The 20359-nt window shown below is 71.6% G+C and carries 17 protein-coding genes and 1 tRNA gene; 7 read left to right on the top strand and 11 right to left on the bottom strand.

Going from position 1 to position 20359, the window contains the following annotated elements:
• Window positions 1-9: 9 nt before the first annotated feature.
• Complete coding sequence (locus ABH935_RS34040; protein ID WP_370382174.1) at window positions 10-1644, top strand: phytoene desaturase family protein; 1635 nt, start codon at window positions 10-12, stop codon at window positions 1642-1644.
• Between the two features lie 207 nt (window positions 1645-1851).
• Here the strand turns inward: ABH935_RS34040 and ispF are convergent, their stop codons facing one another.
• From ispF to ABH935_RS34025, 3 genes are all read right to left on the bottom strand, one after another.
• Complete coding sequence (gene ispF, locus ABH935_RS34035) at window positions 1852-2331, bottom strand: 2-C-methyl-D-erythritol 2,4-cyclodiphosphate synthase (RefSeq protein WP_370382060.1); 480 nt, start codon at window positions 2329-2331, stop codon at window positions 1852-1854.
• On the bottom strand, window positions 2328-3110 hold the full coding sequence (gene ispD, locus ABH935_RS34030; protein WP_370382059.1) for a 2-C-methyl-D-erythritol 4-phosphate cytidylyltransferase: 783 nt from the start codon (window positions 3108-3110) through the stop codon (window positions 2328-2330). The genes ispF and ispD overlap by 4 nt, the downstream gene beginning before the upstream one ends.
• Window positions 3111-3269: 159 nt before the next feature.
• Complete coding sequence (locus ABH935_RS34025) at window positions 3270-3752, bottom strand: CarD family transcriptional regulator (RefSeq protein ID WP_015796693.1); 483 nt, start codon at window positions 3750-3752, stop codon at window positions 3270-3272.
• A 333-nt stretch (window positions 3753-4085) separates the two neighbouring features.
• Here ABH935_RS34025 and ABH935_RS34020 point away from each other — a divergent pair, with 333 nt between their 5' ends.
• Entirely contained in the window at window positions 4086-4346 is a 261-nt protein-coding gene (locus ABH935_RS34020; RefSeq protein ID WP_370382058.1) for a hypothetical protein, read from the top strand.
• A 316-nt stretch (window positions 4347-4662) separates the two neighbouring features.
• Window positions 4663-5142: a hypothetical protein gene (locus ABH935_RS34015; protein ID WP_370382057.1), complete on the top strand. Its 480-nt coding sequence runs from the start codon at window positions 4663-4665 to the stop codon at window positions 5140-5142.
• A 72-nt stretch (window positions 5143-5214) separates the two neighbouring features.
• Here ABH935_RS34015 and ABH935_RS34010 read toward each other — a convergent pair whose 3' ends face one another.
• Window positions 5215-5943: an A24 family peptidase gene (locus ABH935_RS34010; protein ID WP_370382056.1), complete on the bottom strand. Its 729-nt coding sequence runs from the start codon at window positions 5941-5943 to the stop codon at window positions 5215-5217.
• 131 nt (window positions 5944-6074) lie between these two features.
• On the opposite strand from ABH935_RS34010, the gene ABH935_RS34005 reads away from it, so the two are divergent.
• Window positions 6075-10472, top strand: coding sequence for an FtsK/SpoIIIE domain-containing protein (locus ABH935_RS34005; protein WP_370382055.1), 4398 nt, complete (start codon window positions 6075-6077; stop codon window positions 10470-10472).
• 93 nt (window positions 10473-10565) lie between these two features.
• Here the strand turns inward: ABH935_RS34005 and ABH935_RS34000 are convergent, their stop codons facing one another.
• A complete protein-coding gene (locus ABH935_RS34000; protein ID WP_370382054.1) occupies window positions 10566-11309 on the bottom strand; it encodes a ribonuclease H in 744 nt (247 codons plus the stop codon).
• A 133-nt stretch (window positions 11310-11442) separates the two neighbouring features.
• On the opposite strand from ABH935_RS34000, the gene ABH935_RS33995 reads away from it, so the two are divergent.
• A tRNA-Thr gene (locus tag ABH935_RS33995) sits at window positions 11443-11515 on the top strand.
• Between the two features lie 38 nt (window positions 11516-11553).
• Here ABH935_RS33995 and ABH935_RS33990 read toward each other — a convergent pair.
• Window positions 11554-12354, bottom strand: a complete 801-nt coding sequence (locus ABH935_RS33990; RefSeq protein WP_370382053.1) for a hypothetical protein — start codon at window positions 12352-12354, stop codon at window positions 11554-11556.
• A 110-nt stretch (window positions 12355-12464) separates the two neighbouring features.
• On the bottom strand, window positions 12465-13028 hold the full coding sequence (locus tag ABH935_RS33985) for a hypothetical protein (RefSeq protein ID WP_370382052.1): 564 nt from the start codon (window positions 13026-13028) through the stop codon (window positions 12465-12467).
• Between the two features lie 375 nt (window positions 13029-13403).
• Between ABH935_RS33985 and ABH935_RS33980 the strand changes: the two genes are divergently transcribed.
• Window positions 13404-14180 (top strand): ABC transporter ATP-binding protein, encoded by a 777-nt coding sequence (locus ABH935_RS33980; protein ID WP_370382051.1) that lies wholly within the window; start codon window positions 13404-13406, stop codon window positions 14178-14180.
• A 7-nt stretch (window positions 14181-14187) separates the two neighbouring features.
• Window positions 14188-16755: an ABC transporter permease gene (locus ABH935_RS33975; RefSeq protein WP_370382050.1), complete on the top strand. Its 2568-nt coding sequence runs from the start codon at window positions 14188-14190 to the stop codon at window positions 16753-16755.
• 273 nt (window positions 16756-17028) lie between these two features.
• Here ABH935_RS33975 and ABH935_RS33970 read toward each other — a convergent pair whose 3' ends face one another.
• The 4 genes from ABH935_RS33970 to ABH935_RS33955 all read right to left on the bottom strand — a co-directional run bounded on the left by ABH935_RS33970 (window position 17029) and on the right by ABH935_RS33955 (window position 20292).
• A complete protein-coding gene (locus tag ABH935_RS33970) occupies window positions 17029-17274 on the bottom strand; it encodes a DUF2630 family protein (RefSeq protein WP_370382049.1) in 246 nt (81 codons plus the stop codon).
• Window positions 17275-17324: 50 nt separating this feature from the next.
• Window positions 17325-17570: a hypothetical protein gene (locus ABH935_RS33965; RefSeq protein ID WP_370382048.1), complete on the bottom strand. Its 246-nt coding sequence runs from the start codon at window positions 17568-17570 to the stop codon at window positions 17325-17327.
• Window positions 17571-17790: 220 nt separating this feature from the next.
• Complete coding sequence (locus ABH935_RS33960; protein WP_370382047.1) at window positions 17791-18429, bottom strand: hypothetical protein; 639 nt, start codon at window positions 18427-18429, stop codon at window positions 17791-17793.
• Between the two features lie 177 nt (window positions 18430-18606).
• Entirely contained in the window at window positions 18607-20292 is a 1686-nt protein-coding gene (locus ABH935_RS33955; protein WP_370382046.1) for an FtsK/SpoIIIE domain-containing protein, read from the bottom strand.
• Between the last annotated feature and the right edge of the window lie 67 nt (window positions 20293-20359).

Raw genomic sequence — 20359 nt, 5'->3', positions numbered from 1 at the left:
GACGTGACAGTGGCACTGCCTGAACGAGCCGAGCGCACGCCCCGCCCGGGCGCCTCGCGGCACGACGTCGTCGTGGTCGGCGGCGGGCACAACGCGCTCGTCGCCGCGGCCTACCTGGCGCGCGCCGGGCTGCACGTCACGCTGCTGGAACGGCTCGACTCGGTCGGCGGCGCGGCGGTGAGCGCGGCGCCGTTCCCCGGGATCGACGCCCGCCTGTCGCGCTACTCCTACCTGGTGTCGCTGCTGCCCTACACGATCGTGCGCAACCTGGAACTGGTCATCGAGCTGCGCAGCCGCCCGGTGTCCTCCTACACCCCGCTGCGGCGCGCCGGCGGCGACACCGGCCTGCTGGTCGAGCGCCGGCCCGGGGCGGCGACCGAGGAGAGCTTCCGGAAGCTGACCGGCGGCCCCGCCGAGTACCGCGCCTGGACCCGCTTCTACGAGCAGCTCAGCAAGCTCGCCCGGGCGCTGGCGCCGACGCTGCTGAACCCGCTGCTGGGCCGCGGGCAGATGGAGGCCCTGGCCCGCGAGGAGGGCGCCGGCGAGGCCTGGGAATGGGTGTTCGAGCAGCCGATCGGCGCCGCCGTGGAGCGCTTCTTCGGCGACGACGCCGTGCGCGGCGTGGTTCTCACCGACGCGCTCATCGGCACGGACTCCTGGGCCGGCGACGCCAGCTTGAAGCAGAACCGGTGCTTCCTCTACCACGTCATGGGCAACGGCTCCGGCGAGTGGCGGGTCCCGATCGGCGGCATGGGCAGCGTCACCGAGGCGCTGCACCGGTCGGCCGTCGACGCCGGCGCCAAAATCCTCACCGGGGTTGAGGTGACGCACATCGAGCCGGACGCCGGCGGCGGCCGGGCCGAGGTCACCTACCGCGACCGCGACGGCGCCGAGCACGTGGCCAGGTGCGGATACGTGCTGGCCGGGGTGGCGCCGGCGGTCCTGACCCGGCTGCTCGGCCGCGGCAGCGCCGACGCCCCGCAGCCGCAGGGCACCCAGCTGAAGATCAACATGCTGCTGGACCACCTGCCGGCCCTGAAGTCCGGGGTGGACCCGCACGTGGCCTTCGCCGGCACCTTCCACATCGACGAGGGCGCCGCGCACCTGCACCGGGCGTATCAGGACTCGCACGCCGGGCGGCTGCCGGACCCGCTGCCCTCCGAGGTCTACTGCCACACCCTCACCGACCGCTCGATCCTGGGCAAGGAGCTGCTCAAGCGGCCCGACGTGCAGACGCTGACGCTGTTCTCGCTGCACACGCTGCCGGGGAGCGCGACGAAGGAGGAGATGGTGCGCGCGGCCGTGGCCGGCCTGGACGCCTATCTGGAGGAGCCGCTGGCCGACTGCCTGGCGCTGGACGCGCACGGCGAGCCGTGCCTGGAGGCGAAGACGACGGAGGACCTGCAGGAGGAGCTGGCGATGCCCGGCGGCCACATCTTCCACCGGGACCTGTCCTGGCCCTACGCCGAGCGTGCGGACCAGGTGGGCAAGTGGGGTGTGGAGACCGGGATCGACAACGTCCTCATCTGCGGCGCTGGCGCGCGCCGCGGAGGCGGTGTGTCCGGAATCCCCGGCCACAACGCTGCACGTGCAGTTCTCGACCGCGTCGCCGACGCGGGTCGTAGGCGCAGCAGCGGGATATGAGGTTCACGTTTCCATTCCTAGCACACGGGGTTTCGGCGTTGTGCCGGGTCTGCGAATAAAGACCGGCGATCATCTGTTGATCATGCTTTTGTCGCCCGGCAGTGACCGGCGGACGGCGGAGTGCGAGCGATCAGCGGGATTCGGGCTCTGCGAGTCTTGAAGGTCACATCAAGGTCCCACCGAAGCCGTACCAAGGCCGCACCAAGGTCACCTCAGCGGGAACACGACGGCCGTCGCGATCCCCGCGAGCCCTTCGCCCTTCCCGGTGAATCCGAGCCCGTCCGTGGTCGCGGCGGCGAGTCGCACCGGCGCCCCGGCCGCTTCGCTGAGTACTTGTTCGGCTTCGGCGCGTCGCTTGCCGACTCGGGGCCGGACTCCGACCAACTGGACCGAGACGTTCCCGATCTCGAACCCGGCCTCCCGGACCCGCCGCGCCGCCTCGCCGAGCAGCTTCAGCCCCGAGGCGCCGGCCCACTCGGGGTCGCTGGTCCCGAACTGCGCCCCGAGATCGCCGAGCCCGGCGGCTGAGAACAGGGCGTTACAGGCGGCGTGCGCGACGACGTCGGCGTCCGAGTGCCCGGCCAGCCCGATCTCGCCGGGCCAGTGCAGCCCGCCGATCCAGAGCTCGCGACCCTCTTCGAAGGCGTGCACGTCGACCCCGATGCCGACCAGGGGAAGAACGCTCATCGGCGTCTCCTGAGCACGGCCTCGGCCAGGACGAGGTCGAACGGGGTGGTGATCTTGAAAGCCTCGGCGTGTCCGGGCACCGTGCGCACCGGCAGCCCGAGCGCCTCGACCAGGCCGGCGTCGTCGGTGGCCGGCAGCGACGGGTCGGACGCGGCGTGCGCCTTGGCCAGGACGTCCCGCGTGAAGCCCTGCGGCGTCTGCACGGCGCGCAGCGTCGAGCGGTCCACGGTCGCGCTCACCAGGTCGCCGTCGACGGCCTTGACGGTGTCGGTCACCGGCACCACCGGGATCACCGCCCCGGCCCCGCCCCGCACCGCGGCCACCACCGCCTCGACGACGTCGACCGGGGTCAGGGCCCGCGCCGCGTCGTGGACCAGCACCACGTCGCAGTCCGCGGGCAGCGCCGCCAGCGCGAGCGCCACCGACTCCTGCCGGGTCCGGCCGCCGGCCACCACCCGGGTGTCGCCGGGCAGGTCGGCCAGCAGCCGCTGGACCTCGGCCAGGCCCTGCGGGTTCGGCGGCGCGGCCACCACGACCACGTCCACCGAGCGCGCGGCGACCAGCGTGCGGACCGCGTGCACCAGCAGCGGCAGGCCGCCGAGCTCGCGCAGCGCCTTCGGGGTGCCCGGGCCCAGGCGCTCGCCCTTGCCGGCGGCCGGGACGATCACGGCCACCCGGCCGGGCGCCTCGGCGGCGGCCGCCGCCGAGGTCGCGGCCGAGGTCGCGGCCGCCGCCGTCGGGGCGGGGCCGGACCCGGCCTCGGTGGGATCAGTACTCATGCTCACGGCCCGGGACATTAGCGCACAACAAGCCGCCGGCCCCGGCGGCTGGTGCCGCGGGGCCGGATGGCGTGCTCATGCTGAAAAGAAACGACGGTGCCCGGCCACTGCCCGCGCCCATCAGAAATCGTCAGTACAAGCGTCGAAACGCCGAGCGGGTCAGGAAGCGAGAACCTCGTCGAGGATGGCGTCCGCCTTGTCCTCGTTCGTGGCCTCCGCCAGCGCCAACTCGCTGACCAGGATCTGCCGTGCCTTGGCGAGCATCCGCTTCTCGCCGGCGGACAGCCCGCGGTCGCGGTCGCGGCGCCACAGGTCGCGCACCACCTCGGCCACCTTGATGACGTCGCCGGACTGGATCTTCTCGATGTTCGCCTTGTAACGGCGCGACCAGTTGGTCGGTTCCTCGGTGTGCGGCGCGCGCAGCACGTCGAACACGCGCTCCAGGCCGCCCTGGTCGACCACGTCGCGCACGCCGACGTATTCGGCCTTCTCAGAGGGCACGCGTACGGTCAGATCACCTTGTGCCACCTTGAGCACGAGGTATTCCTTCGGCTCGCCCTTGATCACGCGGATCTCGATATCCTCGATGAGCGCGGCCCCGTGATGGGGATAGACCACGGTCTCGCCAACTTTGAACGTCATGTGATATGTGCCCCTTCCGTGGCTCTCCAGGATACCACGGCGTACGCCCGTTCTGAAGACCGTTTGCGCAGGTCAGCGTACCCGTGGGGGCTTGACAAACCCCCATACGCCGTGCTCGTGCAGCTCAATCGGCTTCATGTCGCATCTTTCGATCTCACCTGGGACGGTGGTCGATCTTGATCGATCTCGATCGATGTCGACGCGGCGGGCTCGGCGGAATACTCCGAATCCCAGCGTGATTACGAGCCCCCCGGCTATGGGCACAACGCTCTGCAAAGCGCACAATGACGCTACGGCTCCCGACGACGACGCGTGGGGTGGGTGCAGATACTGGTGAACAGTCCAGGCCGCGACAACGGCGATCATTCTTACGGCTCCTTCGGCGATCCGGGCCCCGACGGCAGCGGGTTCCCGGTCGTGGTCGTCCCGGACGACATCTCCGCCCTCGACGACGAGGTGCGGGCCTACCGGCGGGAGGTCGCGCGGGCCAAGGCCCGGGCGAAGTGCCGATCCGCCCTGACCCGGCCCCTCCGGGCGCTGGCCGGGCTCGGCCGGCGCGTCGGGCACGCCCTGCGCTTCCTCGTCTTCTGGTGAGGTCCGGCGCCGCCGCGCGCCTCTGAGGCGCGCGGCAACGTTCTGACACGGTCCTCGCCCCGGTTCCGGCGAGGACCTGTCAAGACGGCCTGTGGCATGCCCTCGGCGGGTGGCGAGGCGGCGGCGTAGCGAACATCACTCCGGCGGATCGGCCCCCGGGCCCGGACCTGATCTGAGGCCCTTTTACACTGGCTGCGAGCCGCCGTTTCATCGGGTGGTCGGGAAGTCGTACGAACGCGCGACGACCTGGCGCCATCACAGCGATCGACACCGGCGGCGGCCCGAGCTTGTTGGACCGTCTAGGAGCCGTTCCACCGTGAAGAGCACCCGCATCGCCCTCGTCATCGCCGCAGCCGCCGGTATCGCCGCGGTAGCGACCGGCTGCGCCGCCGGTGACGGCGCCGCGACCCTGCAGATCCAGCCGAACTTCGCCGCCGGCAACAGCGGGGACGTCCAGGCCCTGAACATGGTCGTGGTCGTGGACCCGGCCACCGGCGCCGCGCAGGTGACCGGGACCGTGGTGAACAACGGCGACCAGCCGACCACGCTGTCCGGCGTGACCGTCGACGGCAAGTCGGTGTCGGTCGCCGGCGGCGGCCTGGCCGTCGGCGCGCACGCGGCGCTGAACCTGGCCGCGCCCTCCGGCCCGAAGATGGTGCTGGCCAACTCCGGCTCGACCCCCGGCCGCAACTCGCCGGTGGCGCTGAGCTTCTCCGGCGGCGCGACGATCTCCGTGGCGGCTTCGACCGAGGCGAACACCGGGATCTACCAGCAGTTCCAGCCGTCGTCGAGCTGATCGGCGACGCCGTCGGCAGGGCCGCTCACCTGAAGGTGGGCGGCCTTCGGCCTCTTCCGGGCGAGTCAGTCCTCAGCCGAACAGCACCGCGATCAAGGCGCCGAGCAGCAGGAACGGTCCGTAGGCCAGCGCCGACTTCCGGTCCATCCGGCCGGTGCGCAGCATGACGACGGCGAACACGGCCGCGGCGAACGTCCCGGCGAACATGCCGAGCACCAGATCGCTCCAGCCCAGGTAGCCCAGGTACAGCCCGAGTACCGCGGCCAGCTTGGCGTCGCCCAGCCCCATGCCCTCGCCGTCCGGCCGCACCCAGGCCAGCGCTAGGAAGAGCCCGCCGGCCAGCGCCGCCCCTATCAGCCCCCTGAGCAGTGGTGTCATGTCCCGGTTCAGATAGTTCGCGGTCCCCAGGCCCACCACGCCGAGTACCGCCAGCGGTGCGGTCAGCTGGTCCGGGAGCCGGCGCACCGCCACGTCCACGAAGGCCAGCAGCACGCAGCCCAGCGCGAAGACCAGGAACGTCAGCACCGCCGGGTCGTTCCCCAGCCGATGCCCGACCGCGAAGCCGCCGACCGCCGCGGCGAGAGCCACCGCCCACACGCGCGGGCCGAGCCGGTCGCCGCACTGGCCGCACCGGCCCGTCCACAAAGGGAACCGGAACGCCCCGGCCGGCAGCCGCTGTCCGCAGTGTCCGCAGCGCCGGCGCGCGGGCGATCCGGCGTCGACCGACATCTGATACGCGCTGCGGGCCAGTGCGGGCCCGCACAAGGCCCCGACCAGGGCGGTCGCCACGCCGACGTCCATGGGAGCCTCCTGTTCGACCCGCTGTGAGCGAGCCGTGTTCGAACCGGTCTGGAAGGGGGTCCCGGCCGGGGATCCGCGCTTGTCAGGGCGGACCTTATCCCCTGTTGCGGCTGGCCGTAGACTTCCGAGTCATGCGTATGACGTTGACGGTGGTGGATCCTGTCCAGGGCTCCTGGATGGACGCACTGCTGGACGCGGACGGGGAGTCATCGATCCCGCAGGTCGCGGACCAGTTGGGTCGAATGCTGGGGGCGCAGGGGCCGAACCCGGGGTCACCACCCCTCCTGTTCGTGGACGGCAATCTTGTGGACCAGCGCCACACATTGGCCTCCTCACCTTTGCGTGAGGGTTCGGTTATCTCTCTGCACAACCCTTCGGGGTGTCTGCCCGCGGAGCCTTACGGGACCGTCGAGGTTCGGGTCGCCGGGGGACCCGACGCCGGCGGGGTGCACCGAATAAATCCGGGGTACGCCGACATCGGGCGATCCCGACGGAACCGAGTCAAGATCGATGATCCGGGCATACCCGACTTCGCGCTGCGAGTCAGCCTGGACGTGCACGGCGTGATCCGCGTCGCCCCGTACGAGGGCGTCTCCGCGGTCCTGGAGAAGCAGCCACTGGTCGGGGAGGCCGAGTGGAAGCCCGGGATGCAGGTCGTGATCGGCACGACGATCCTCGAAGTCGGCTACTACACGCCGCCGGACGCGGCGCTGACGCCCTCTGAGGACGGCGCCTTCCTCGACTACAACCGGCCGCCGCGCATCCTGCCGCCGGAGCGGCAGACGCGGTTCAAGCTCCCGCAGCCGGTGATCGAGGAGAACAAGCGCCCGTTCCCGATCGTCATGCTGATCGCGCCGCTGCTGATGTCGGTGGTCATGGCGGTCATCATGAAGCAGCCGCGGTACCTGATCATGGCCGCGATGTCGCCGGTGATGATGATGGGCAACTTCTGGCAGGACAAGAAGTCCGGCAAGTCGACGTTCGTGCAGAAGGTCGCCGAGTACGAGGCGAAGAAGGCCCGCATCGAGCAGGACGCCCGCGACGCCCTGGCCCTGGAGCGCAACGCGCGCCGCCAGGAGAGCCCGGACCCGGCGACCCTGCTGGACATCGGCATCGGCCCGCGCCAGCGGCTGTGGGAGCGCCGCCGCCGCGACGCCGACCACCTGCTGCTCCGCGTCGGCACCCTGGATCAGGACTCCGAGGTCGTGCTGGAGGACCCGGAGCAGGACGAGCACCGGCGCAATGTCGCCTGGACCGTCCCCGAAGCGCCGGTGACCATCCCGCTGAAGGAGCGCGGCGTGATCGGCGTGGCCGGTCCGGCCGGGACCCCGCGGGCCCTGGCCCGCTGGCTGGTCGCGCAGACCGCGGCCCTGTCCAGCCCGGACGACGTGCAGTTCGTGCTGCTCACCGACTCCCACGCCCGGCAGGACTGGGAGTGGATGCGTTGGCTGCCGCACCTGCGGCCGAGCAGCGGGCAGAACGCCACGGCGCTCATCGGCACCGACGCGGAGTCGGTCGCGCAGCGCATCGCGGAGGTCTCGCAGCAGCTGAGCTTCCGGATGAAGGAGCAGATGGGGAAGGCCAGCAGCCCCACCGAGCAGGTGGCCTTCAAGGACCCGGACATCGTGGTGATCCTGGACGGCTCGCGCCGGCTGCGCTCGATGCCCGGCGTGATCCAGATCCTGCAGCAGGGGCCGACGGTCGGCATCCGCGCGATCTGCCTGGACGCCGAGGACCGCTTCCTGCCCGGCGAGTGCCAGGCGATCGTGGTCGTCGAGCCGGAGGGCCTGCGGGTGCAGCAGGTCGGCAAGGACATGCAGCGCGGGGTGCGGCCGGACGCGGTGTCGCCGGTGTGGTGCCAGCGTCTGGTGCGCGGCCTGGCCGCGGTGCGCGACGTCTCCGGCAACGAGGAGGCCTCCGGGATCCCGAACTCGGCGCGTCTGTTGGACGTGCTGGGTTTGGAGCCGCCGACCAGTCAGGCCATCGCTGCGCGCTGGTCGATGGGTGGCGAGACGACGATGGCGATGTTGGGTGAGTCCTTCGACGGTGCGTTCGGGATCGACATTCGTCGGGATGGTCCGCACGGTCTGATCGCCGGTACCACTGGTGCTGGTAAGTCGGAGTTGTTGCAGACGATCGTGGCGTCGTTGGCGGTGGCGAACAAGCCAACGGCGATGACGTTCGTGTTGGTGGACTACAAGGGTGGTTCGGCGTTCAAGGACTGTGTGCAATTGCCGCATACGGTGGGTATGGTCACCGACCTGGACAATCACCTGGTGGAGCGGGCGCTGGAGTCGTTGGGCGCCGAGTTGAAGCGGCGTGAGCATATTCTGGCTGAGGCCGGGGCCAAGGACATCGAGGACTACGGCGATATCCGGAAGAAGAACACGCATTTGGCGCCGATGCCTCGGTTGCTGATCGTGATCGACGAGTTCGCGTCGATGGTGCGTGAGTTGCCGGACTTCGTGACGGGTTTGGTGAACATCGCTCAGCGTGGTCGTTCGCTGGGTATCCACCTGTTGCTGGCGACGCAGCGGCCCTCGGGTGTGGTGTCGCCGGAGATCCGGGCCAACACCAACCTGCGTATCGCGCTGCGCGTGACGGACGGCAACGAGTCCTCGGATGTGATCGACGACCCGTCGGCCGGTTTCATTTCGAAGTCGACGCCCGGTCGTGCCTATGTCCGGCTCGGTGCCAACTCGCTGGTGCCGTTCCAGGCCGGCCGCGTCGGCGGCCGCCGGCCCGGGGCCAACGTGGTGTCGCAGGCCTCGGTGTGGAGCACCCGGCTGGACTGGCCCGCGCTGGCCTCCGTGCCGCCGAAGAAGCCCGAGGGGCCCAAGGTCGAGACGGACGCGGAGATCACGGACCTGAAGGTGCTGGTCGACGCGATCCGCGAGGCGAACGCCGCGATGCAGATCCCGCCGCAGCACTCGCCCTGGCTGCCGGCGCTGCAGGACACGGTGCTGCTCTCGGACGTGCCGCCAGTGCGTCGGCACGGCGGGCACGACCTGGCGCCGATCCCGTGGGGGATCGACGACCTGCCGTCGTTGCAGGCGCGGCGGGCCGCGGTGCTGGACTTCGCGGGGCTGGGCCACATGCTGATCGCCGGCGCGCCGCGGTCGGGGCGTTCGCAGGTGCTGCGGACGATGGCCGGCGCGATCGCGCTGACGCAGTCCACCGCTGACGTACACATCTACGGCATCGACTGTGGCTCGGGGGCGTTGTTGCCGCTGACGGCGCTGCCGCACTGCGGTGCGGTGGTGCAGCGGCAGCAGTCCGAGCGGGCGACGCGGCTGATCACCCGGTTGAAGCAGGAGATCGCCAACCGGCAGGAGTCGTTGTCGGCGCAGGGCTTCGCCGGGATCATCGAGCAGCGGATGTCGGTTCCGGCCGACCAGAAGCTGCCGCACATCGTGGTGTTCCTGGACCGCTGGGACGGATTCCTGGGCTCGTTGGGCGAGCTGGACAGCGGGGCGCTGGTGGACGAGGTGCAGCGGATCATGCGGGAGGGCCAGGGGGTCGGCGTCCACATGATCATCACCGGCGACCGGCAGGTCTTCAGCGGCCGCATCGCCTCGCTGACCGAGGACAAGCTCTCCTTCCGGCTTCCGGACAAGCAGGACTTCGGACTCATCGGCCTGCACCCGCGCAAGATCCCGGACGAGATCGCGGCCGGCCGCGCGTTCCGGTCCGACTCCGGACTGGAGACGCAGGTCGCGCTGCTGACCGCGGACGGCTCCGGCCAGGCGCAGGCGGCGGCCATCGCGGCCATCGCCGAGCAGGCGCGGGGCCGGGACGCGCAGATCCCGCGGGCGCGGCGGCCGTTCCGGGTGGACGTGCTGCCCACGCGCATCTCGCTGGCCGAGGCCTGGGAGCTGCGCGACGAGGCCTCGCAGGGTCGGCCGCTGTGGGCGCTGGCCGGCGTCGGCGGCGACGAGCTCATCGGCTCCGGACCCGACCTGGGCGACGGCGTCCCGACGTTCATCATCGCCGGGCCGCAGAAGTCGGGCCGCTCCACGATGCTGATGGCGATCGCCCGCACGCTGGTGGTGCAGGGCTCGCAGGTGGTGCTGGTGGCCCCGCGCAACTCGCCGCTGCGCAAGCTGGCCGGCGAGCGCGGCGTGTTGACGGTCTTCGAGAACGCGGACCTGAGCGAGGAGGACCTGCGCTCGGCGCTGGACGCCGCGGGCGGGCACCCGGTCGCCGTGCTGATCGACGACGCGGAGATGCTGAAGGACGCCCCGGCCGGCCCGGTGCTGCGGGACATCGTCAACCTCGGCGGCGACCGCGGCCAGGCCCTGGTGCTGGCCGGCAGCGCGGAGGACCTGAACAGCGGCTTCAGCGGCTGGCACGTCGACGCGCGCCGGGGGCGGCGCGGGGCGCTGCTGTCGCCGCAGTCGCCGATGGACGGGGACCTGATCGGCGTGCGGCTGAACCGGAGCCAGGTGGGCGGGCAGGTCCAGGCGGGCCGGGCGGTGCTGCACCTGGGAGACGGGGAACTGCGGACGGTGCAGGTGCCGATCGACTGAGGTCGGGATTTTCGGACTGCTGGTTGGCGGCGGCGGTCGGGGCTTAGGCTCCGGCCGCCGTCGGCCTAGCCGGATCAGTGGTTCTGTGCCTGGTCAGGCACAGGCGGGGTGTCCCCAGCGTCCGGAGTCGAGCTTGGTGATCTTCTCTCCGGCGTCGTAGCCCTTGCCGCAGGAGCAGGTGCCGGCGAACTTCGCCTGGATGGTGAAGGCCTTCTTCGGCTTGGCGTCGCTGCTGGTGCCGTTGGTGCCGCCGCTTCCGCTTCCGCTCTTCGCGCTGCCTCCGCTCCGTGCACCACCGGCACCGCCACCGCCGGCCCTACCGCTCCCGGCGGGGCGGTCCGGCGTCCCCGGCACCTGCGAGGCGTCCGTCCCGGCCAGCGCCTGCTGGCTGATCGCGCTGGCACTCGCGGCCCGGTCGGCGAGGTCGTTGTACGGGTCGCCGTTCACCTGGTGCGCCGCGACGTGCACGAACACCACGTCCCGGCTGCCCAGCAGGGCGTCGATCTCCCGGATCAGATCGGCGTTGGCCACCGGCTTCTTCCCGGCGGTCATCCACCCGTTCTTCTTCCACGCGGGCAGCCACTTGGTGACCGCGTTGATCGTGTACTGCGAATCCAACCGGGCCTCCACCCGAGCCCCCGGCCCCACCTCCACCAACAGCTCCCGCAAAGCGGTCAACTCGGCGATGTTGTTGGTCGCGTGCCCCAGAGGCCCCGACCGCCACCGCAGCACGACCCCCTCGGGATCGGCCAGAACCCAGGCCCAAGCGGACGGACCGGGATTCCCTTTGGTGGCGCCGTCACAGGCGGCGATGAGGCGCTTCTGGCTGCTGGACATCCGTCCATGGTCGCAGAAACCCCACCCCCGCCGCCCACCCCCACCCCGCCCTTTCGAAACGGACTGGGGTAACCCCCGCCCCGTTGGGTACCATAGCGGCGGATCAGATCGGCCCCGCCGATCACCCGGTCCGGCCGCTGTGGCGCAATTGGCAGCGCACCTGTCTTGTAAACAGGCGGTTAGGGGTTCGAGTCCCCTCAGCGGCTCTCTGGAAAGTTGGCCCCTCGATCTGGCGTTCCGCAGCTCAAGCCCCGTCCGGCCATACCGTGACGTGGATCCGCACGTAGGGCAAGTCCGTCGGATCAAGCCCCTGCTCCAGAACCCGCACCGCCGCGTACTGGTTCCCGATGTTGAACGGCCCGTGTGTCACCCGCACGCAGTACACGTCCCCCGGATCGGCGGTCACGCGCGTCGCCTCCCGCCCCGTGATCAGCGACGCACACTCCTCGGGGCTCGGCGCTCCCGCCCCGGACCACTTCGCGGCCCCCAGTCCGGCGACGAACGTCCCGTCGAAGCTCGCGCTGATGTCCGGATTCCCGGACTGGTCCGGACTCGGGGGAGTGGTCGCCAGCGAGTACCCCACCGGATCGACCTGGACGTCGCCCTCCCACTGCGGCCGCGAGCCGGTGGAAGGCGGCGGAGTGGGCGCCGAAGACGTCCACGACGGCGTCGGCGGATCGCCACTGCTGCCCGAAGTAGTCGAACCACCCGAAGTGGCCGAAGTCGCCGAGCCCGCACCGGACACCGGCGACGCCGAACCGGAACCCGAACCAGAGCCCGTACCCGCACCCGCACCGGAAACCGACCCGCCGCCGTCCCCGCCGCCCGGAGCGTCCCCCACCCCGACCGCCGTCGTCGTCACCGCCGAAGCCGGATTCCCCTGGGGATCGGAACACACCAGCGTGATCGTCCCCGCGACCGCGACCAGCAGCGCCGCGATCCCGGTCAGAATGGCCGCCACCGATTTGGCGCTCTCGGAGAGCCGGCCGCGGTGCCGGCCGCCGGACCCGAAACCGAACCCGCCCGAGCCGCTCGTCACGTCCACCCCTGCGAATGTGAGCCTTGATTCCCCGCCAGGCTAGCCGTCCGGCGCCCGCTCCAACAGGTGTCAGAGCACACGGTGCGGTCAGCGCGTCGCGGACAGTCGCCACCGGCTCATCGGCGCGGCGGGTTCGGTTGCACCGGCCGCGCGGGCGGCGGCGGCAACGGCCCCGACGGCGGATCCTTCGGCGGGCGCTGCGGATTCGTCGCCGACCCGGTCCCGAACCGGAAACCGAAGCCGACCCCGGCCCGGACCTGGATCACGACTGCCGCCGCGACCTCGGCCGATGCCGCAGCCGCAACCTCCGCAGCAGCCGCCGCACCCTCCGTCTCGACCCCAGCCCCGGTTCCGACCCCGACGCGGCCCCCGACCCTGCCCCCGGCTCCGCCCAGCGGCAAGAAGTCCCAAGCCGCCGCCCCCGGCTCGGTCCGCACCGTCAGAAAGGACTCGAACCCGTCCGGCACCACCGACCGGTCCCCGTTCCGCAACGGCACCGGCTCGGTCCACGCCGCGTTCACGAACCGCACCGGCACGTGCCCGAAGTACTTCCGAGCCCGCGAGCAGTCGGTTCCGAGAATCGAGCGTCCCAGGCAAGCGGCACACAACGACAGACCGCTCTCGGGGTCGCGCCCGACCGCGTTCCCCTCGCAGCCGCAGGAATGCTGACAGCGTCGCATCGTCCCTCCCGCCAGTCGGCAGCGTCCTAGAGCGTAAGCCGCAAGAGCGAGGTGATCAGCAGGTTCGCGCAGGAGATCACTCCAACGAGTGGCGCGCGCCGGCGGATTCCACCCCTCGCGGCGGCTCCGAATGAAGCGCGCGTCTTCGCAGGTCAGGTGCGCCGCCTCCCCTCAGGGCACGACTTCAGTCGCAGCGGCCCCCCAGCCTGGAGTCGTACGCGGAGCACCCCGACCACCGCCAGGCGACTACTCGGGGACGAGCCCGTCGGCCGACGACCCGGACCCCCGGTGGTTCTTACCTTTTTCTTGGGCCCGACGGGCCCGGCCCACGCACATCCCAGCGCCACCACCACCACGTTTTTCGGAGGGGTTCCCATGTCCGCCACCACCCGAGAGCCGACCGCCGGCGGCTACGCGGTCCTCGCCAGCGACCTCGTCAAGACCTACGGCTCCGGCCCCACCGCGGTCCGCGCGCTCGACGGCGTCACCGTCGGCTTCGGCCAGGGCGAGTTCACCGCGATCATGGGCCCGTCCGGCTCCGGCAAGTCCACGCTGATGCACTGCCTCGCGGGCCTGGACACCGCCACCTCCGGCTCGGTGCAGATCGGCGGGGTGGAGCTGACCAAGCTGAACGACAAGGCCCTGACCCTGCTGCGCCGCCGCCGGATCGGCTTCATCTTCCAGTCGTTCAACCTGCTCCCCACCCTCACCGCCGAGCAGAACATCCTGCTCCCGCTGGACCTGGCCGGTCTGAAGCCGCCGAAGCAGTGGTGGGACCAGGTGATCGGGGTCCTGGACCTCCAGGGGCGGCTCAAGCACCGCCCCGGCGAGCTCTCCGGCGGCCAGCAGCAGCGCGTGGCCTGTGCCCGGGCGCTGATGAGCCGCCCGGACGTGGTGTTCGCCGACGAGCCGACCGGGAACCTGGACTCCCGGTCCGGCGCCGAGGTGCTGGCGTTCCTGCGGATGAGCGTGCGCGAGCTGGGCCAGACCGTCGTGATGGTCACCCACGACACCACCGCGGCCTGCGCCGCCGACCGCGTGGTCTTCCTCGCCGACGCCCGTCTGCGCGGCGACGTGCTCTCCCCGACGCCGGACTCGGTGACCGCGCAGCTGCGCATGATCCGTCCCGAGCGCGTCGTGGCGGGGGAGTGACCCGGCGATGTTCAAGACCGCGCTGGCGAATCTGAGGGCCCACAAAGCCCGCATGCTCCTGTCCTCGATCACCGTGCTCCTCGGCGTCGGCTTCGTCGCCGGCACGCTGATCTTCACCGACTCCATCCAGCAGTCCTTCTTCGACAGCTTCGCCCGGCAGGCCAAGAACGTCGACGCCGCCGTCACCCCGGCGGGCAGCTTGCAAGTCTCCAGCGCCGAGAGCCCGAAGGACAAGAAAACGGTCAGCCCGGCGGCCCTGGACGCCGTCCGGAACCTGCCGGACGTCGCCTCGGCCGAGGGCCGCCTCCTCGGCCCGGCGCCGGTCCTGGACAAGAACGGCAAGGTGGTCAAGGAGTACGGGAACACCGGCATCGGCATCGGGTTCCCGACCGACGCCGCGCTCGGCTACTTCGGCTTCTCCTCCGGCCGTGCCCCGGCCGGCCCGGCCGACATCGTCCTGGACAAGTCCACCGCCGAAGACCGGCACTTCGCTCTCGGCGACCAGGTGACCGTCATCGACCACGGCGACCAGCGCGAGACCTTCCGCCTGGTCGGCATCTTCGACACCAGCACCGACAAGACCTACGCCACGCAGTCGGTCGTCGGCTTCGACACCGCCACCGCCCTGCGGGTCACGGGAGTCACCGGCTACGACCAGATCGCGGTGCGGGCCAAGTCCGGCGTGAGCCAGGACCACCTGGTCACCGAGCTGAAGGACCTGCCGGTGCTCGACGGCAGCGGCGACACCTTCTACACCGGCGCGCAGCTGCAGACCGCGCTGGCCAACGCGGCCACCGGCTACACCCAGGACTTCGGCACCTTCCTGCTGGTCTTCGCGATCATCGCCGCGCTGGTCTCGGCCCTGGTCATCCAGAACACCTTCCAGATCCTGGTCGCGCAGCGGGCCCGCGAACTGGCCCTGCTGCGCTGCGTCGGAGCGACCCGCCGCCAAGTCTTTGGCAGCACCCTGATCGAGGCGTTCGTCTTCGGGCTCCTGGCCTCGGTCGCGGGCTTCTTCGCCGGCATCGGGCTGTCCCGGGGGCTGGCCCTGCTGCTCAACGCCGCCGGGCTGAACCTGCCGACGGACCACCTGGTCGTCAAGACGAGCGCGGCGCTGTACTCGATCGGCCTGGGTCTGCTGCTCACCGTCGGTTCCGCGCTGCTGCCGGCGCGCGCCGCCACCCGCGTCGCCCCGGTGCAGGCACTGTCGTCGCAACTCGGCGAGACCCGGGTGACCCGCAAGGCCGGACGCGTCCGCGTCACCGTCGGCCTGGTGCTGGCGGCCGTCGGGATCGCGGTCGGCTACCTCGGGATGCAGAACCAGGACCGGAGCACGGGCTTCCTGGTCCTCACCGGCGGTGCCATGGTGACCTTCGTCGGCGTGCTGGCGCTCGGCCCGGTGATCGTCTCCCCGGTCATCCGCGTGCTGGGCTGGCTGCCCGGCAGACTGCTCGGCTCGACGGCCCGGCTGGCGACGGCCAACGCCGCCCGCAACCCGCGCCGCGTCGCCGCCACCACCGCCGCGCTGACCATCGGCCTCACGCTGGTGACGATGTTCACCGTGGTCACGTCCTCCATCAAGGCCTCGGCCACGGACTCCATCAAGCAGCACTACCCGTTCGACTACCAGGTGGTCGCCGAGCCCGACCGGTCCGTCCCGGCGGACATGGTCGCCAAGCTCAAGGCCCTGCCGGAACTCGGCCCGGTCGCGGCGCAGTACGAGGGCAGGGCGACGGTCAACGGCCAGACCGAGCAGACCGGCGCGATGGACGCCGCCGGCTACCACACGCTGATCAACCCGATCATGAAGCAGGGCTCGATCAGCGACGTGGTCCCGGGCACCGTGGGGCTGCAGGACAACCAGCTCGCCTCCCTCCACACGGCCGTCGGGCAGACGGTCACGGTCGCCGCGCAGGACGGCAGCACCCTGAAGCTGAAGGTCGTCGCCGTCTACCAGGACAGCGGGATCGGCATGCCGGAGGCGGCGGTGTCGGTCGCCGACTTCGCGCGGCTGTTTCCGGCCCAGGGCCCGGCCGCGGTCAGCATCCTGGCCAAGCCGGGTGTCACGTCGGCGGCCTCCCGTGCGGTGATCGAGGCGACAGTCGCCGGTGACCCGCTGCTGACCGTGGACAGCGTCGCCGACTACAAGAACCAGCTGAACAGCAGTCTGGACCAGATCCTGGCCCTGTTCACCGCGATGCTGGGGCTGGCGATCCTGATCGCGTTGATCGGCATCGCCAACACCCTGTCGCTGTCGGTCCTGGAGCGCACCCGCGAGAGCGCGCTGCTGCGGGCCCTGGGTCTGACCAAGCAGCAACTGCGCCGGATGCTGATGCTCGAAGCGATGCTGATGGCGGTCCTGGGGGTCAGCCTCGGGATCATGATGGGCGGCGGCTTCGGCTGGGCCCTGGTGCACCTGGTGGCGAAGGCCACCGGCGTGGGGAGCCTGGCGATCCCGTACACGCAGCTGCTGATCTACGTCGTGGCGGGCGCCCTGGCCGGTGTCCTGGCCGCGGTCATCCCGGCGCGCCGGGCGGCACGGCAGACGGTCGCCGCGGCGATCACGGAGGCCTGAGAGGGGAGCCGCCCGACCGCGGGAACGCGGGGCACGGGGGCACGGGACGGGGGAAACGGGAACGGGGACAGAGGGAACGGGGAAGCGGGGAAACCACAGGGGCGGGGGGGGGGGGGGGGGGGGGGGGGGCCCCCCCCGGGGGGGGGGGGGGGGGGGGGGGGGGGGGAGCGCCGGGCCCGGGGCCCCGGGGGTGGGGGGCGCGGCCCCCCCCCCGGGGGGGGGGGGCGCGCCCCCCCCCCCCCCCGCCCCGATGTCCTGTGACGTCTGGACGTCCTACTGGAGGTACCCCTCCACCTCGCCGACCGCCCGGGCCTTCGCGTCCCCCGGGTTCCCGCCGGTCTCCTGCTTGGCCCGCCGCTGCCGGAGCAGGTCCCAGCACTGGTCCAGCTCGATCTCCGCGCTCTTGAGCGCGGTGAGGTCCTCGTCGGTGGGATTGGGGTGCGAACGCAGCCGATGCTCTTCCGCGACCAGTTCCTTGATGCGCGCGCCGATCCCGGCGTCGTTGGTGGTGTCAGCCATGGGATAACCGTATGCCGCCGCGCAAAGCGGCGCAGTTCGGTGGGCGGCTGCTACAGCCCGATCAGGCGCTTCAGCCGCCGGAACGGCGCGCGCAGCCACAGCGCGCGCTCGGAGCGCCGGGCGCCGCCGGTGCGGGGCAGCACCGCGATCATGGTTTCCAGGGCTTCGGTGGCGTTGTCGTCGTCCCGCGCCGCCGGCGCGTCCACGATCGCCGCGAAATGCCGGTCGAGCCGGTCGGCCACAGCCTGGTTGCCCAGGTTCAGCGGCGGCACACCGACGCGCCGCGGCGGAGTCATCGGACCCGCCGTCGAACCGCTCGCCTGAGACATCGCCACCCTTAGAAGGTAGCGCATCGCGCACCACGCGGCACAGAGGTTCGGTGTTCCGTTATCCCGTTGTGCCGAGTGCTGAATGTCACACCGGATCAGGACCCTGTCCGACCAGGGCCTGACCCGGTGTGCACCGCAGAGTTCTGAGTTGCCCGCGAATCACGCTGTCGGGCGCGCCCCGGTTCTGCTACAGGCCGGGCGGGAAGTTGTAGGAGGACGGCACCTGCGGGGTCTGGCCCTTCGCGCCGACCCAGACCGCGATCTCGTCGTGCGCCTTCAGCACGTACTGCGCCGGGTCGCCGGTGATCTCCTTGCCGTTCACGATCACGTGCAGCGCCTCGGTGCCGCCGATCGCGACCGGGCCGACCTGGGTGGCGCTCAGCGGCTGGCCCCACTCGGTGAAGAACTGGCCGAGCTTGAAGGGGGTGTCCTTGGCGGACTCGATGTGCATCACGCCGCTGGTGTCGTGGGTGTGCAGCGCGGTGATGGTCTGGGCGTTCTCGTCGATGCCGATGTACTGCGGCACGGTGACCGTCTTGCCGTCGACGATCACGTCGAGGTGCGCGTGGTAGTGGACCTGCAGCATCTCGCTGCCCAGCATCGGCAGGCCGGCCTTGAGCGCGGTCGAGGTCTGGTCCGGATTGCGCGACCAGTCGGCCGCCGCCGTGCTCGGCGCCGCCTGCGCGCCGGACGTCGTCGTGGTGGACGCCGCCCCGCCGGTGGATCCGTTGGACGAGCCGCTGGAGCCGTTCGACGAGCAGGCGGTCATTATCAGGGCCGTCACCGTCGCCGCGAGGCCGATCGCGGCACGCTTGGGGATACTCATAGTGCTCAACCCTACCCAGCGCGCCGGGGTCCCCAGTTTGAATTCGAACGAATACCCCCGTGAGCATCCTCACCTGGGCGATCGGGAACTTCTCGACAGGTGGGCGCCGAACCGCGAGGCGGGCGGCGCATCAGCACCGCCCGCCTCGCGAGGCCCCGTGAAGCTCCGGGGTACCGCTCAGTAGACGTCGGGTCCCTGGCCGCCGGTCCCGCCGAACCCGCCGGCCGCACCGGTCCCGTCCGCACCGTCCGCACCGTCGGCGCCGTCGAAACCGTCGAACCCGTCGGCCATCGGGTCCCCGCCGGCCACGACCGCACCGACCAGCACCGGCAGCGCGGCCGTCACATCCGCCGCGACCGGCACCTGCACCCGCACCACCGGCCCGCCGCCGACGCGGGCGAACCCGCGTCCCGGGGGCAGCACGGCCGGCCCGCCGATCTCCAGCGTGCCGCCGAACAGCGCGGTGGAAGCCCCGGGCGGCAGCTGCCCGAGCCCGACCCGGGCGTGCGCCTGGTTGCGGACCGTGGCCCGCAGCTCGGAGACCCGCTCGGCCCGGCTGGAGAGCACCACGGTCACACCGGTGGTGCGGCCGGCCCGCATCAGGTCGGCCAGCAGGTCCTGCGGGTCGGCCAGCCCGGCCCGGGCCGCCGCCTCGCCCAGGGCGGCCAGCTCGTCCACGAACAGCCACAGCGGCTTGGCCAGCTCGGCGATCAGCGTGTCCTCGGTGTCCCCGAGCTCGCGCAGCCGCTCGGCCCGGCGCGTGGACTCCGCGCAGACCCAGTCGAGCAGGTCCATCGCGGCGGCCGGCGCGGACTCCACGCGCAGCACGCCGTCGCGCCCGGAGAACTCGTCGAAGTGCCCGGTGTGCTCGGCGTCGATCGCGGTCACCAGGTGGCCGTGGCCCAGGGCCTGCGCGGCCAGCGAGCGCAGCAGGTTCGACTTGCCGCTGCCCAGCACGCCGGCCACCAGCAGGTGCGGCTCGGCGGCGAACCGGCCGTGCCGCCAGACCACCGGCGCCAGCTCCACCACCGGCACCTCGCCGCCGGGCTCGGCGCTCAGCTGCACCGGGATCAGGCGCGCGGTCGAGGTGGGATCGGTGAAGCCGAGCACGTACTCGATCTCGGCGACCTTCCACGGCTGCGCCGGGATCCCGATCGGCAGCGGCGGCAGGATGCGGACGGAGAGCTTGTTGCCCTCCTCGTCCCAGTCGTACAGGTACTCGTTGGCCTGGCCGATCTTGCCCTCCAGGGCCCGCTCGACCTTGGCCCGGGAGTCGTGCTCGCCGTCCTTGAAGAAGGGGGAGTACTGGAGCTTGAGCGCCACCAGCCGGTCGCCGTCGTCGAACTCCCACTCGGTGAACCCGTCGCGGTAGCCGCCGCCGGGCTTGAACCGCTCGTCCGGGTCGTGGGTGTCCATCAGGTAGGGGACCAGGCCGTTGTACGCCGACTGCAGCCGCGCGACGTGCGCGTCGCTCTCCGGGTCCTTGCCGGGGTCGGGCCGGTCCCGGCCCAGGTAGGTGGCCGCCGCGGCCCAGACCGCGATCAGCAGCAGGATGCCGTACGGCTGGAAGCCCACGGCCACCGCGCACACGGCGAAGACGAAGACCACGAGGTCCCGCCACTCCTTGTGCTTCTCGTGCCCGCCGGCCTCGGTCCAGTACGTCCTGGCGTCCGCGGCCATCTGCCTGGTCCCGCGGAGCAGCACCACCACCGGGTGCCCGATGTCCATCGCCCGCGCCTTGGCGCGCTTGGAGGCGTGCCGGGTGGTGTTCGAGTAACGGCCGACGGCCTCCGTGATCGGGTGGTCACGGAAGCCGCGGGCCAGGCGCTGGATGGGGTTCTCGGTCCCCACCGATCCCGCCATAGGTGTTCGACCCCTTAGCTGGAGGAGCTCTAGCTGGCTCTGCTGGCTCGGCCGGCCCGACGCCGGA

The sequence above is a fragment of the Catenulispora sp. GAS73 genome (assembly GCF_041262085.1).
Classification (GTDB): domain Bacteria; phylum Actinomycetota; class Actinomycetes; order Streptomycetales; family Catenulisporaceae; genus Catenulispora.
Note: the sequence above shows the minus strand (reverse complement) of the source record. Positions and strands in the feature narration are given on the sequence as shown.